This is a genomic window from Leptospira bouyouniensis, from assembly GCF_004769525.1.
GTDB classification, from domain to species: domain Bacteria; phylum Spirochaetota; class Leptospiria; order Leptospirales; family Leptospiraceae; genus Leptospira_A; species Leptospira_A bouyouniensis.
Map to the genome: position 1 here is coordinate 170828 of NZ_RQFT01000010.1, position 15028 is coordinate 185855.

The following is a 15028-nucleotide window of genomic DNA, read 5'->3' on the forward strand; positions in this document are numbered from 1 at the left end:
CAACTTGGAAGAAAGAAACTATACAAAGGGCCTTCTTGAGGCACTTCTCTTTTTGTCTTCGGATCCAATCAAATTATCTGCCCTTGCTAAGTCTTGTGGAATCGAAAAAACCGAAGCTCGAGAACTTTTAGATGAATTGATTTTGGATTACCAAGAAAGAGAAGGTGGTTTTTTGCTAAGAGAAATCGCTGGTGGATACCAATTCATTACCAATCAAAAATACAGCGAAATCTTATCTCATATATTTAAAGATAAAAAAAGGGAAACTCTCTCTAGAGGGACTCTCGATACCCTCGCGATCATTGCATACAAACAACCAATCACCTTAACAGAGTTAGATGAAATTCGTGGTGTATCTTCTAGGGCAATGGTTGCAAGCCTTATGTCCAAAAAATTAGTCAAAGCAGTTGGACAAAAAGAAGTTCCAGGTCGACCAACTTTATATGGTACTACAAACGAATTTTTATTACATTTTGGATTGAGTAAACTCACTGACCTTCCTACTCCAGTGGAAGTGAAAGAGCTCAAATTTGAAGAGTTTTCACTAGATTCTATTGTTGTGACAGATGAGACAGAAATGAATCCGGACTTTGATTTAGATTCTCTACCTGAAGAATTAAAAGAAGAGAAAATCAATGAGTAATGCAGAAGAAGAATTAAAAAAACTCAGGGCTGATATCGATTCTCTCGATTCTCAAATTATCAATCTGATTCAAAAACGTGCAGGTTTCGCACAAGAAATTGGTCGTGTAAAAAAAGAATCAGGTGGTCCGATTTATAGACCTGACCGTGAAAAAGATGTTTATGAAAAAGTTACAAAACTTTCCGAAGGTCCTCTTCCTTCTGCAGTAATCCGCGCAATCTATCGTGAAATGATGTCAGGTACAATCGCCTTAGAACATCCGTTAAAGATCGGTTTTTTAGGACCAGAAGGTAGTTTTTCTCATTCAGCATTACGTTCAAAATTTGGTACTTCCATTGAAGCTGTACCACAAACTTCTATTCCTGATGTATTTCGTATGGTAGAAGAAGAAAAATTAGATTATGGCGTTGTCCCAGTGGAAAATTCGACTGAAGGACAAGTGAGTTCTACTCTTGATATGTTTTTAGAAACAGATCTCATTGTGTATTCAGAGTTATACCAAAGGATTTCATTTTCTTTACTAGGGTTTGAAACAGATTTAGCATCTGTGAAAAAACTTTATGGAATTCGTATTGGAAACGAACAATGTAGGAATTGGATTTCGGCTAACTTACCAAATGCGGAAGTTGTCGACACATCTTCTACAGCGATGGCCGCAAAACTAGTTTCTGAAAGAAGAGATGGCCTTGCCATCGCTTCAAAAATTGCAGGCGAAATTTATAATTTAGGTATCATAGCTGAGGGCATCGAAGATTATTCAGGTAATACAACTCGGTTTTTAGTCATAGGAAAAACAGAATCACCTCAAACGAATGAAGACAAAACTTCAATTGTATTTTCTATTCCTAACCAAACAGGGTCATTATTTCAAATTTTAAAAACCTTTAATGATGTTTCTGTGAACCTAACCAAAATAGAATCAAGACCATTAAAACGTAATTTATGGGAGTATCATTTTTTCATCGATTTTATTGGTCATAAATCAGATCCTAAGATCAAATCTCTCCTAGAAACCATAAGATCACAATGTACCGCTTTGAAAGTCCTCGGTTCTTATCCAACTGCAGGATCCTTTCCCACATGAAACTAGACCGTGTTCTCATTTATGGAATGGGGCTTATGGGAGGGTCTCTATCATTAACGATTCGTGAAAAATTCCCCAATGCAAAAATATTTGCTGTGGTTCGGTCAGAAAAAAGTAAAAACTCAATTATTCAAAAAAAATTAGCTGACCAAGTATTGTTAAACGATGAAACTTTTAGTATCGATTGGGATCAATATGATCTTGTTGTATTTAGTACACCTGTAACGTCAGTTTTAAAACTCATTCCTAGTTTACCAAAAAAAAGTTCGACAATTTTTATGGATTTAGGGTCCACCAAACAATCTATTGTTGCAGCAGTGGACCAACATTTCGGAAATTTTGAGCACAACTATATTTCTGCACATCCCATGTGTGGTTCTGAACAAACAGGGCCCCTTGCAGCAATACCAAATCTTTACCAAGATAAACTGTGTATCTTAACCAAACCAAAGGCTGCGAGCCAAACTTCATTTGAAGCAGTAAATAAATTTTGGGAAACAATTGGGTCTTGGACGATTCCAATGGATGCAAATGTACATGACGAAACCTTGGCTTATGTTTCTCATCTACCACATGTGATTTCGACGATCCTTGTTAATGTTGCTGGCAAAAACAAAACGACGATGGAACAAGTATCTTCGATAACGAAACCAATTACTGGTGGAGGTTTTCGTGATATGTCAAGGATCGCTGGTTCTAATGCAGAGATGTGGGCATCGATATTCGAGGAAAATAAAGTATTTTTAAAAAACTCTATTGATGATTTTATAAAAGAACTTAAAGAATTTCGTAAACTATTTCAAGAAGAAACTAATCTTGATGAATCCAGCATTCATTCCATTTGGGATTTAGCACTGAAACAAAAAGAAATCATTCAGAAAACAAAATGAAATTTTTAAAAAACATTAGTAAGTTAAGCGGTTGTCAGGCGGCAATTTTGACTAACCAAAGTGCATTCGGTTATAATGGTAAATACCATTTCCAAACCTATTCAGAAATTTTTAATCTAAAAACTATTTTTTTACCTGAACATGGATTGTTTGCTGAATTACAAGATCAAGTGAGTGGAGACGAATTAAAATACCTTTTTGGTAATATGCAAATTGTAAATTTGTATGGAAAGGAAGAGAGTAGTTTGGTTCCACCTAAGGAAAGTTTACAAAATTTAGATTTAGTGATCATTGATATAAAAGATGTTGGTTCTAGGTATTACACTTTTTTAACAACTGCATATTATATTTTAGATCAAATTGCGAAACTAAAAAAAGAAACTGGTAAAGCACCTATTTTTTTAGTAATTGATTCTCCAAATCCGATTGGTACAAAAGTGGAAGGATCTCCACTATTAGAATCCTACCAATCCTTTGTTGGTGTTAAAACGGTTCTACATCGGCACGGTCTTACTCCAGGTGGACTTCTTACTTATTATAACGATACATTCCATTTAAATGTGGATGTAGTCGTTGTCCCGGTAGGTGTTTTCCATCCAAATCGTATTCCTTCATTTGAATGGGTTCCTCCATCACCAAATATCCCGACGCAAAACACTTGTTTCGTGTATCCTGGTATGTGTTTATTGGAAGGAACCAATCTTTCGGAAGGAAGAGGTACAACCAAACCATTCGAAACTTTTGGTGCACCATACTTGTTTGGTGAAGCTAAACAAGAACTAGACATACGATTGTCAAACCACCAGAAAGGAACCTTTCTTTTAAGGAATTTGCGTTTTTTGCCTACTTTTCATAAATATGTTGGGATCATCTGTGAAGGTTACCAACTTATGGTAACAAAACCTAAAAAGTTTCATTCTTTATATTTTACTTTATATTTTTTAAAACAGTTGGGTGAATTGTTTCCGAAACAATTTGAATTTTTAAAAGGAGTTTATGAATTTCGATCCGATCGACCAGCAATAGAGTTACTTGCGGGTGATCCTTATTTACTCGATTATCTGTATGGTAAACATTCGGAATCTGATCTAGAAATGTATTTGGAAAACAAAGAATCACTTTGGACCAAAGCAATAAAACCTTACAGATACTAATTTTTTTAACAAAATGATGTTGCAGACCGACTAAAGGTTAGGTAAATAATGACCATGACAAAACTGTTTCGAACCATCATTCTATTTTCCCTAATGACTACGCTTTTTACCAATTGTGGCTATAACCGTATCCAAGAGTTGGATGAAGAAGTCACTGCTTCTTGGGCAGAAGTGCTCAACCAATACAAAAGAAGAGCTGATTTAGTTCCCAATTTAGTTTCAGCAGTAAAAGGTTTTGCAAACCAAGAAAAAGATATTATGAAAGGAATTGCTGACGCAAGAGCTAAAATTGGATCGATCCAAGCCACTCCAGAACTCATCAATAATCCCGAAAGTTTAAAACAATTTGACCAAGCTCAAGGCCAACTTGGATCAGCATTATCTAGACTTCTCATGATCCAAGAGAATTACCCGCAACTAAAGTCTGACCAACATTTTTCTGATCTGATGGCACAATTGGAAGGAACTGAAAATCGAATCACAGTGGCAAGGAATCGTTTTATTAAAGCCACAAAAGAGTTCAACGTTTACATTCGGCAGTTCCCAGCAGTCCTTACTGCAAAAGCATTTGGTTATGAAGCTAAGGCGAGTTTTACTGTGGAAGACCAAAAGACGATTGAGAATGCTCCAAAAGTTGAATTTTAAGTTTTAAACTCTATTGAATTTCTATTACATTCGTTTGTTCATTTGTAAGAGTTAAATGAGAAAAAAGGTATCGAAAGTTTTCACCTTCGATACCTTTTTTATTTCCTCTTACTTATGGAGTTCGAATTCATCAGTTTGCATTGAATTATTAGAACTGAAAATAAAGAAATGGACTGGATAAGGTGACACTATAAATGATAAAGGACGTCACATACAGTAAAATACAAGCTGGGACAAGGAAATACAAATTGTCAGTAATGAAGGCAAACCTGTCTTCTTTTTTATCCTGCATAATATCTACAAAAAACAAGAAACCAACAAGTATCACCAAACTGATGTTCATTTGAGGAAAAAATCCACCAGCACCTGTAAAAGCTCTTTCTAACATGATGTTTGTGATACCCATCCCAGTAGGAACTTCAGGTGTCGCTTTTGCCCGGAAGAAAAAACAAGAAAGGACAAAAACTCCAACAGGATACAGTGGTTGTAAAAACCTAGGTACTTTGTTCCAAACATTTCGCATCGTCTCAAATTTAAATACAAACTTTTCAACCACCATCATCGTTGAATGAAGGGTTCCCCAAAATACAAATGTCCAATCGGCACCATGCCAAATTCCTGAAACGAAGGTTGTGATGAATAAATTCACATAAGCTAAAATTTCGCCCCTCCTGTTTCCGCCAAGAGTGATGTACACATAATCTCTTAACCAAGAACTAAAGGATATATGCCACCGCCTCCAAAGTTCACTGAGGGTTCCCGATAGAAAAGGTCGATCAAAGTTTTTGGGAATATGGAAGCCAAGGATTCTTGCTGTTCCAATCGCAATATCTGAATACCCGGAAAAATCACAATAAATTTGAACGGCAAATAAAAAGGCAGCTATCCACATTGCGATCCAGTTGTATTCCGTCGGACTTGCATAAATCGGATCAATCACGTAAGAAACAGGATCGGCGATAAAAGTTTTTTTAAAGATTCCCCAAAAGAGTTGTTTCAAACCTTGTTTCAGATTATCTTTCGTGAAGTCTTTGGATTCTAAAAATTGATGTAATACATCACTGGCTCGTAAGATTGGACCTGCCACAAGTTGTGGAAAAAAAGATAAAAAAAGGCCAAAGTGGAAAATAGATTTTGCTCTTACAACCACCCCTTTGTAAACATCCACAGCATAAGATACGGCTTGTAAGGTGAAAAAACTAATCCCCATTGGTAATAAGATTCCAGATTTTTGTATAAAATCCGGATCACAAGCAGTGAAAGAAAAAGTTTGGTTCCAAACTGTGATAGAAAAATCCAAATATTTAAAGACAAACAATAAACTTAAATTGCTCCACACTGCAACATTCAACCAAAAGATCTTTTTGGATTTGGAGTCTGTTTCCTCCATGTAATCAACAGATAGTTTTGTGATGACAAAAGAAAAGACAAGTAAGATGAGAAATGGAATTCTAAAGATTGCATAAAAATATAAACTAACAATAAATAACCAGAGTCCCTGAAATCGTTTTGGGATCAGAAAATAAATAAAAATAACGACTGGTGCAAAAATTAAATAATGGACTGAATTAAAAAGCATTTGATCTGTTTTCCTTTAAAGCGGAACGAATGGATTCTGCTGCCCATAAATTTCCTAATTTTGTTAGGTGACCATCACCTGGGATATAATAATCTTGAATCCCGGCTTTTTTGGTTTTTCCATGAATAATAAATTCACGACCACACATCTTGTCAGTGTAAGGTAAAATCTCTATGGTTTTGACAGATTTGGATTCCAGATACTTTTTTGCTCTCAAAGCATAATTACCTAGGGCATTAAATTTTCCTAATTGGCGACAATACACTTCTTCAATCTGCATGGGCAAAATCACAGGAATAAACTCATAACCTTTTTCCTTTGCAAATTGGATCATGAGATCATATGCTCGTGTAGTGGTTTCCGGTAGGGGTTCTAAGTCATTTATGTTTATTTGTGAATCAGAACATTGGATTTGTAAATTGGGAATCGGTGTTGGGCAAATAAAGTTTTCTTTGTCTTCACATTTTGCATTTTTAACAGGTACAAAAAAAGCCTCTTTTAAATACGTTAACGGTGTTTCGGCGATCTGTTTAGAATCCAAAGCGATAGTGTATTTAGTTTGAGCATACTTAACTTTCGTTTGTTCGAATGCGAGTTTTAAAGCTTGTAAAAGATACAAAATTCTTGTGAGTTCAAATTGGATGCGAAACTTGTTTTTCCATTCTAAATCATGTTCATGGAGAGCATCATTTTCATCATCGGGTAAAATTCCTTGTGCCCGTAATTCTTCGGGCATAGTAAAGTCATTCGGTGAGATAAAAAATAAAACTTTTTGGATTTTGTCAATTTTTCCTGACAAATCTTTGAGGCGTTTGTATGAACCAAGAGATCCGTATGCATCTACTCCAAAATTCAAACTTTGGTAGATGATACCATCTTCTTCATAACCATCAAGTTGAGAACAAAATGTATCCTCATCCGATACACCAAATCCCATCACAAGGCTATCGCCCAAACAAACCAGTTTTGGTTTTTCTGGGTTTGGCTCTTTTAGTCCGCGAAGACCTAAGGAATTGGTTGTGAATTGACCCTGCCAAAGGTCTGCATAATGTCGAACATAGCGACTTTCGTTTGGAGCAAGTGTGACACCATAATCAGGATGGTAGGCATGGAGAAGTTTTACATCGCGGTAATAACGGAGAGCCGGTGGATTGGCAAGTCGGAAGATTCCTTCCAGAGTTAAAATAACGAACGGGAAAAATAGGACAATGGCTCCCCATCGTTTCCAGTTTTGGACCATATCCCTCTAAACTTTAGAAAAGGGGATAGGAATCAAGCATTTCTATTTTTGTTTTTTGTAGTCAACTGCGATGGCCTCTGCAAAAATCTTTGCCAATTCTTGATCGGGATGGCCATCATTTGGGATATAGATTTTTTTCTGATTGGCAAACATCATTTCAGTTTTTTTACGAAGGTCAATGGTTTGGAACCCAGCTTTTATGAAGAATTGATTGGCTACATCATAATTTGGATCACTCGTATCGGGTTTGCCACTCGGAGCCATTCCCCAAGAGAATAAAATTCTCCATTGTTCTTTGTTCTGCGATACCCTTTCGAGTAAGTGTTTTAAATTTGTATAAGTTATATGAGAACTTGGGTATAAAAATGATATCGAATTGGTATATACATTGTTTTTGGTTGCAGGAAGGATTTTCTGGTAAAGGAAAGAGTTTCTCGAAAGATAAAAATGAAAGGGATAAAACATTTGTTGAATTCCTTTTTTTTCCCTTTCATCGTCGATGAAATCAGATGGGTTCCATATCCAATAGACATGGGTAGGTAGGTTTTCTTCGATAGTGGTTCGATAGGTATCCTCAAACAAGGATAAAATTCCATTTGTGCCAATGGCATCAACGGCAATAACTCTAATTTTTAAATCAAATTCATTTTCTAAAATATAAGAAATGGTTTCTCTCGATGGTAAACCATATCCCATTGACATTGAATCACCAATTAACCATATTTTGGCGGGATTTGTATGATTTTGTTCTTCCGAAACAATCCGTTCACCAAATCTATTGGTTTTGATGTCCCAAGGTTTGTCATCAGCACGAGTAAAGGTTTGGTTGATATCTGGGCATAACCGTATTTGAGTAAAACCCTTTAAACAATGGATTTTTTTATAACGAATCTCTTCGGTTGTTTGGTTGTTAAAAGTATGAAATGTTACTTCTCCTAAAAAAAGAAGTAACATCAAACTAAAGAAAGTGGCAAATGAGATTTTAAAGAATTTTTTCAATTAAAAGATAAAAGAAAGATAAATTCCCAATGTAAAGAATCATCACGAGAAATCCAATGGCAATTTGGAATAAATATGCGGAATAAGAAAACCCTTGGTATGCAAGATAGGTTGTAATTCCTAAGATCATTTCTGGAATCAATACGTAGTAGGCAACATGACCCCACATCTTTACATTTTGTGCAAACCAAGAACCTAGTATCCACATTGTTGCCTCTGAAGTTCCAAAGATAACCAAACTTACAATACCAACCCAAATCCCGGTTCCTATGATGGAAACAGATCTTTCTTCCAATTTAATTCCAGTATAAACACAGATGAATAATGGAATAACCCAAAGGCCAGCCATATAACCTGAGACGGTGCCAATTTTTAAAAATCCATCTTCTGGAAAAACTAATATCTGTAATACGGCTGACAAAAACCAATCTGGAAAAACCATAAAGATTGATAAGGGGACTAAAAATTTCCAAATTCGATATGGTGTGTGCCAATGGAATAATACACATATGACAACAAAACTTACATGAAAAAAGGCAGTGAGGCTTGCTATCTTCACTCCTGCTTCCAAGGGAACATAAAAAAGAACAATTCCTGATAGGACACTAAATACAAAAAAGTACAAAGCGAGTAAAAATTCTTCGGCCAATAACTTAGGTTTCATCGGTTCGAATTGGACATGAATGGATTTGAATGGCAAGTCGAAACTTTGTTTGGTGGAGAGAAAAAGAATAAAACGTTTGGAACGAAAGGGTGGGTTGTTTGTATATGGGTCTTGGGAGATACTGGGTTCGAACCAGTGACCTCTACCATGTCAAGGTAGCGCTCTAACCAACTGAGCTAATCCCCCAAGGTAAAACCACTTCACCAGAGTCTAGTCCACCGTAAAGTACGATTTCGAAACCGATTCCAAAGGGAAAAATCTTCGCTAAAGAGGTCACAAAGACTTTTAGGATCCGAACTATCGTTGATGAGAACGATCAAATTGTCCTTGGCTCGCGACAAAGCAACATACAGAATCCTCCTTTCTTCTTCCAAATCGATCGAATCGTGTAATTCACTCCATCCTTGGCATACGTCCACAACAACCGTTTGAAATTCCAATCCTTTGGCACTATGGATGGTCATCACTTGTTCCCTGGATACGCCCACTTGGATCCATTCGGATTTACGAAAATTACTACGAGTTAGTATCATAAGCCTTGGATCAGCGCATTGGATTTTTTTCCAAATAGTATCTAATGTTTTTTCTTTTTGATCGATTCGTATGAGTCGAAAAAAACCTTTATCCTTTCTGTACGAGATAGTATCTTTTGGAATTTTTTCTTTGTTCTTTCGAATGGGTAATAAACTTTTTTGGATGATAGAACTTACGGAACGATAGTTCGTTGATAATTTGTAAGGAACGGCATTTGGAAAATGCTGACAGAATTCTAAAAATGGTTTGGGAGTAGCACCACGAAATCCATAAATCGCTTGCCAATCATCACCTACCACTGTGATGTTTTCAAATTCCATTTGTTTGATGATTGCCAATTGGATTTCATCAGTATCTTGGAATTCATCAATTATGAGAGACTTCCATTTTTTTTTGATTGGGGAAGCTTCATTCTTGTTTAAAAAAAACAAAAAATTTTGAATTAAGTCATCAAATTCAAAGTAACCATTTTCTTTTTTCCAAGATTGAAAGTTTGTATTAAATTGAAGGTAAATTTCTAAAGACAGGTTTCGTAAAAAGTGACCATCTTTTTTAAGTAAAATGGAAAACGGAATCCCGCCAATAGTATTTTGATAAGGATATAACAAAGATTTTGTGATATCCCATTTTTTGGATTCAGTCAGTAATTTGTATTTTGACCATTGGTTAAGAGTGTCATATTGTTTAAGGGAGTCATAACAAAACGAATGAAAGGTTGAGATATGGTAATTGTGACTGATGCCTTTTTTTTGGCACCTTTCCTTAAATTCGTTTGTCGCTTTTTTTGTGAAAGTGACAACTAAAGTTTCTTCAGGATGGAACTTTCCTGATTTTTCCCTTTCTTCCAAGAGACCAACCATCGTAGCGGTTTTTCCAGAACCGGCACCAGCAATCACTTGTATGATGGGGTCTGTGCTTTTTATAACCTTCGTTTGTTCTTCACTCCACATGTACATTTAGGTGGAGGATTTGTGTTTTGGACCCTTAAAACTTAAATCTTAAAGACCGCAGAATCTTCATCTTCTTCTTCCTTTAAGTCATAATAACCATATATGAAATTGGAACTAGCTCGAACTTCCAGTCCATAAAAATGTTCAGAGATCCTACCGGATTTTGTGACTTCGAGTTTGTATTCTTCAGCGAGGAATTTCATTTTATCCATTGAAATCTTTTCGTTGATTTTGGGTCCAAATCCGGATTCGGTTTTTGACCAATCTATGATAAAAAGCCTTCCTCCTGCCTTCATGGACCGAATGAGTCCATCCATCGCCAAACCTGGGTTTGGGAAAGTAGATAAGGATAAAGAGGCAAATATGATTTCAGGAACTGGGACCCATTCAGGGAGTAGAGGATGGTCTGATTGATCCATGTAGAAAGGTGTGAGTTGTTCAATCCCTTCCATCAGTTTACGTCGTAAAATTCGATCGATGATCTCTTGTTGGCATTCGGCGGCCCAAATCCAAACATTGGGAAACCATTTTCGAAAATCCTGGAAATAAAATCCAAGACCACTCCCAAAATCAACCAGATTGTTAAGTCCTTTCCAATTGAAAAATGCATATACATCTTCTGGAGGGCATACTTCTCGGCGGTGGCTTGAAAGTAAGTATTCTTGGTAAGTTTGGGAACGGTAGTATTCCGTTTCGGACATAATGACAATTCTTCCAGAAAAGAGGAGAAAGTACAAACGAAAAATTCAATTCGAGCCATATTACCACCGAAAATCTAAGTATGAAGTTCTCGATTCACCTCCTCACGGTTGTACTGCTACTTTCTTTTTTCCCGGTACGGGCAGACTCCGGATTTGAGGAAAGTCGATACCCTTCGATTGCCAAAGCAATCCATGCTTCAATTTTACCAGACAAAAAATCGATTCGTATCGATTGGGATAGCCCGAAACAAGATGGAGAAATTATCGTCGCAAGGTCCAATGTGATGATTGATAGCCCAGACAAATTGTACATTGCAGATTCACTGGGTCGTTATAAAGCTTCTGGCCCCAATGCCACACGAGTTTACTTCGATTATAACCTAAAGCCAGGTACGTATTATTATGCGATTGTGATGGTTTCCGATGTTCGGAAACGTGAAGTAAAACTATTTTCCAATCAAAATTATACGATCATTCCTGTTACAATTGCGGAAGAAAATGGAACACCTGTTGTCGGACAAAATCCAGATTTCCCTGCGTTCCCACAAGATACAAATATCCAATCTATGGTGGGAGGAGTCTCAGGTCTTACGGCAAATATTGAAAAACGTTTTATACGTTTGAATTGGACTCCACCTGCAGGTGCCATTGCTGGAAGGACCATATACACGATCTATAGGTCAAATTCACCTCTCACAAGTCTTCCTTTGATGCAAAAAGCAGAAAAACTAGCAGAGCTCACACACCCTGCAACTTCGTTTTTAGACCAAGATTTAAATAAATCCCAAACTTTATATTATGGTGTATCTGTTAAACAATTGGGAGGAGAAGAATCCCTTCCATTGGAAGATAAAAAATCTACCTTACGTGTATTTTATATCAAACAAACTGAAAAAGCAAATGCAGAAGTGATTGTGGAAGAAAGTCCCAAAAAACAAAACGCTGTTGTTGCTTCGAATGAACCAACAACCAACCTTTCAGGGGCTTTGCATGTAAGAGGACTTGGATACGAGCGGGTTGGTAAAGGAGCAGTGATCAGTTGGTTAAGCCCTGAAGATGCTGACGAATCTACAATTTATACATTATATGCATCAGTCAAACCATTGAACCAAGGTTCTGCTTCCTTTAACCAAGGAACAGTTGTTAAAGTTGCGACTGTCGTTCATCCTAAAACTAATTTTTTTATTAAAGAATTAAAAGAAATAGATGACTTGTATTTTGGAGTGACTGCCAAATCAAGCTCTGTTCCGGAAGATTATAATCTCAAAGAAAATGTGTCGTATTTTAAATATGATTTCTCCAAGGACAATCTACCAAAAGAAGAAGAGAATATTGTCGCTTCCTCTAAACCAAAAAAGGATACAGAAAAATCCGAAATTTATAAAAATGAACATTCGGTGACACCAACTGAAATTGCTCCACCGAAAGAGACATCGGAACCTACGAACGACTTTAAAGTAGAAACTTCCGCAACGGTGACATATGATCTAGGACAAACGGAACTCAATCGTATCATCAAAGAAACTGTCATCCAAAAGAAATTCGAAACAGCAGTGTATCGTTTAGAAGAATATTTAAAATATGAATCAAATTCATATTTAAGAGGCAAAGCAATGTTTTTCTTAGGTGTTAGTGCATTAAAAACTGGTGACACGAAAAAAGCTTTGAAGTGTTTTTTAAAAAAGGAAACCAAATCCTATTCTCCTTCAAGAGTTGAATTTTGGACGAATCAAACCCTAAATCAAGTGGGTAGAGGTAATTTATGAGTCGAGTGATCGTTTCCTTAGCAGGTTTGTTATTCATTGTAGCTGGTCTCTCCACTGCCTACTACCAAACCAATATTTCTGCCAAAGAAGACCAGTCACAATTGGTCCTTGAAAAAATAGCAGAAGGAGAAGAATATTTAAAACAAACCAATCCACATAGCAAAGAAAAAGCAATTGCCATCTTTTCTGAGTTAGCTGGAAAGCGTGGATTGGAAAAATACGAATTTCAAATTAAATACAATCAAGCAAGGGCACTAGAAAAAAATTCTGATTTTTATCCTGCTCTTGATATTTATAAAGAGCTAAAGAAAAATTCTAATTTGAAACCTGAAGAAAAAGACAAACTTGGTTACTCACTTGGTAATTTGCTTTTAAAAATTGGAAATGAATCAGAAGGGAAGGCTCACTTAGAGTCGGTTTTACAGTCAAGTTCTGATAACAAACTTAGATCTAGGTCATTCATGGCACTTGGCGACCATTATTATAAAATTGGTCAATTCGAAGCGGCTCGTAAAAACTATGTTTTATCACTACAAGAAGATCCAAACCACACTGAATCTCGAATTGGGTGGGGACGGACTTTGAGAAAACTCGGAAAAGATTGGGCATCCTTTGATGTGTTCGATGAATACATTGAAACTCAAGATGGGCTTGCTGGCGCTGACGAAAAAGTTGTTGGTGAATATAAAGATTCTGTTTTTAAAGATGCTAAAGATAGTTATACAAAAAAACAATACGCTCGTTCAATTGAATTATTCCAAAAATCTCTTTCAGTGAATCCAACTCCGAAAAAGGAAGAAGAAGCATTGTATTATATTGCATTGTCTTATGATGCTTTAGGTAAACAAACTGAATCTCTCACATATATCAATAAAGTTTTAAATAACAGCGATTATTCGCTAGACCAAGCTTCACTTTATAAAAAAGGCACAATTTATTTCAGACAAGGGAAATTTGAAAAAGCAGCCGGTATCTTTCAAACAATTGTAGATAAATACCCTAAAAACCAGATTACCGACAAGGCGATTGCATGGAAAAAAGAATCACTAGATCAGTTTACTGACCACAATGATTTAGATGATTCAGATGTATCGTCGGATTCTAATTCAACGAAACCGAATTCGTTTTCAAGTAAACCAGATTCGGGGAACGATTTAGAATTTTAGTTGGTTTCCATTAGAAACTCATTCGTGTGTGTATTGTAAAGAGCTTCTTCTAAACCGAAAGTTTTATAAATTTCGGGAACAATATCCGCTAACGAATGTATATTTTCTGCGAAGCGGTCAGCATCTTTTCCATAAAGGATGGTGGCCGCCGGGTTTTCAGTATGATTTTTTTGACTTAAGTCTTCCATGTTTCCATGATCGCTTGAAACAATCAGTAAATCTTTTGTTGGGTCGATAGAAGTTAGAAGTCCTTTGAAAAATAATTCTAAGTTTTGAATTACCTTTTCGGCTTTTTCCCAATCCATAGCGTGTCCAACTTTATCAGTTAAAAAGTATTCGTATAATGTGAGGTCATAATTAGAGAACTTCTGGAAACATTTAGATCCAAGTAAATATGGATCTCGTTTTTCGAGGAGTGGATCCCCCTGTTTTAACATATCAATTCCGAGTGTTCCCATGATTTCGTGAGTGAGGTCCATATAAAGGCCTCTTTCACTCCGAAGGTCTTCAAAATTTTTGAGTGGTCTTCCACTTGCCAATTGTACGAGAGTGGAGGCGGAAACCAGTTTTGGTTTTTCTTCCACGTGTTTTAAGTAAGGTGGTGAAAAACAATTCAAAAAATCACTTAATTTCCCATGTTCGTTTAGAACTTTGATGAGAGAATACTTGGCGATAATTTTACGTAAGGTAATTGTGGGAAATCCACTGACATGGCGACCAAGTACTTTAGGACCTGGAACCCCAGTCCAAAGTGCGGTTTGGCCAGTTGCTGATTGGGGGAGGCCAGGCACACCCATATGGGCATCTGTTTTTAAATAATGAATACCAGCTGAATCCACCGGCAAATCTAAATCGGATTTGGAGACACCACCAATTGGTGCTAAAAATCCTTTGGCAAATCGGCTAAAAGGATTGGTTTTCGGATCATAATCTGAGATCCCAACACCATCTAAAAATACATAAAAAATCATTCCTTTCCTTAGACCGATTGGTTTTTGCCTAGTGGCAACCCG

The 15028-nt window shown here is 36.5% G+C and carries 14 protein-coding genes and 1 tRNA gene; 7 read left to right on the forward strand and 8 right to left on the reverse strand.

All coding sequences use genetic code 11. The features are described from left to right. Window positions 1-4 precede the first annotated feature (4 nt). From scpB to EHQ43_RS11050, 5 genes are read left to right on the forward strand one after another with little or no spacing between them, the layout of a single operon-like run. Window positions 5-643 (forward strand): SMC-Scp complex subunit ScpB, encoded by a 639-nt coding sequence (gene scpB, locus EHQ43_RS11030; protein ID WP_135771229.1) that lies wholly within the window; start codon window positions 5-7, stop codon window positions 641-643. After that, on the forward strand, window positions 636-1727 hold the full coding sequence (gene pheA / locus EHQ43_RS11035; RefSeq protein ID WP_135771230.1) for a prephenate dehydratase: 1092 nt from the start codon (window positions 636-638) through the stop codon (window positions 1725-1727). The genes scpB and pheA overlap by 8 nt, the downstream gene beginning before the upstream one ends. Beyond that, window positions 1724-2617, forward strand: a complete 894-nt coding sequence (locus EHQ43_RS11040; RefSeq protein WP_135771231.1) for a prephenate dehydrogenase — start codon at window positions 1724-1726, stop codon at window positions 2615-2617. The genes pheA and EHQ43_RS11040 overlap by 4 nt, the downstream gene beginning before the upstream one ends. Beyond that, on the forward strand, window positions 2614-3771 hold the full coding sequence (locus tag EHQ43_RS11045; RefSeq protein ID WP_135771232.1) for a DUF1343 domain-containing protein: 1158 nt from the start codon (window positions 2614-2616) through the stop codon (window positions 3769-3771). The genes EHQ43_RS11040 and EHQ43_RS11045 overlap by 4 nt, the downstream gene beginning before the upstream one ends. 54 nt (window positions 3772-3825) lie before the next feature. Next, window positions 3826-4416 (forward strand): LemA family protein, encoded by a 591-nt coding sequence (locus EHQ43_RS11050; RefSeq protein ID WP_135742976.1) that lies wholly within the window; start codon window positions 3826-3828, stop codon window positions 4414-4416. A 148-nt stretch (window positions 4417-4564) separates the two neighbouring features. Here the strand turns inward: EHQ43_RS11050 and EHQ43_RS11055 are convergent, their stop codons facing one another. The 7 genes from EHQ43_RS11055 to EHQ43_RS11085 form a co-directional block, all read right to left on the reverse strand. After that, window positions 4565-5995 carry an MBOAT family O-acyltransferase gene (locus EHQ43_RS11055; protein WP_135771233.1) on the reverse strand — a complete coding sequence of 477 codons (1431 nt, stop codon included), beginning with the start codon at window positions 5993-5995 and terminating at the stop codon, window positions 4565-4567. After that, the gene (locus EHQ43_RS11060; protein WP_135771234.1) at window positions 5985-7235 is read right to left on the reverse strand and encodes an LA_2490 family SGNH/GDSL-type esterase; all 1251 of its coding nucleotides are present in this window, start codon (window positions 7233-7235) and stop codon (window positions 5985-5987) included. Before EHQ43_RS11060 ends, EHQ43_RS11055 begins: the two co-directional genes overlap by 11 nt. A 42-nt stretch (window positions 7236-7277) precedes the next feature. Then, complete coding sequence (locus tag EHQ43_RS11065; RefSeq protein ID WP_244242772.1) at window positions 7278-8189, reverse strand: hypothetical protein; 912 nt, start codon at window positions 8187-8189, stop codon at window positions 7278-7280. 28 nt (window positions 8190-8217) lie between these two features. Continuing rightward, window positions 8218-8898: a DUF6989 domain-containing protein gene (locus EHQ43_RS11070; RefSeq protein ID WP_135771235.1), complete on the reverse strand. Its 681-nt coding sequence runs from the start codon at window positions 8896-8898 to the stop codon at window positions 8218-8220. 112 nt (window positions 8899-9010) lie between these two features. After that, window positions 9011-9084: transfer RNA gene (locus EHQ43_RS11075), tRNA-Val, on the reverse strand. A 14-nt stretch (window positions 9085-9098) separates the two neighbouring features. Continuing rightward, window positions 9099-10382: a UvrD-helicase domain-containing protein gene (locus EHQ43_RS11080; protein ID WP_135771236.1), complete on the reverse strand. Its 1284-nt coding sequence runs from the start codon at window positions 10380-10382 to the stop codon at window positions 9099-9101. Window positions 10383-10423: 41 nt separating this feature from the next. Beyond that, the gene (locus tag EHQ43_RS11085) at window positions 10424-11083 is read right to left on the reverse strand and encodes a class I SAM-dependent methyltransferase (protein ID WP_135742981.1); all 660 of its coding nucleotides are present in this window, start codon (window positions 11081-11083) and stop codon (window positions 10424-10426) included. Between the two features lie 80 nt (window positions 11084-11163). Here EHQ43_RS11085 and EHQ43_RS11090 point away from each other — a divergent pair, with 80 nt between their 5' ends. Together EHQ43_RS11090 and EHQ43_RS11095 are read left to right on the forward strand one after the other, a co-directional pair. Continuing rightward, entirely contained in the window at window positions 11164-12849 is a 1686-nt protein-coding gene (locus EHQ43_RS11090) for a tetratricopeptide repeat protein (RefSeq protein ID WP_135771237.1), read from the forward strand. Next, the gene (locus tag EHQ43_RS11095) at window positions 12846-14015 is read left to right on the forward strand and encodes a tetratricopeptide repeat protein (RefSeq protein WP_135752975.1); all 1170 of its coding nucleotides are present in this window, start codon (window positions 12846-12848) and stop codon (window positions 14013-14015) included. The genes EHQ43_RS11090 and EHQ43_RS11095 overlap by 4 nt, the downstream gene beginning before the upstream one ends. On the opposite strand, the gene EHQ43_RS11100 is transcribed toward EHQ43_RS11095, so the two are convergent. Continuing rightward, window positions 14012-14986 (reverse strand): alkaline phosphatase family protein, encoded by a 975-nt coding sequence (locus EHQ43_RS11100; protein WP_135742984.1) that lies wholly within the window; start codon window positions 14984-14986, stop codon window positions 14012-14014. The two genes, EHQ43_RS11095 and EHQ43_RS11100, sit on opposite strands and share 4 nt — an antisense overlap. Window positions 14987-15028 lie beyond the last annotated feature (42 nt).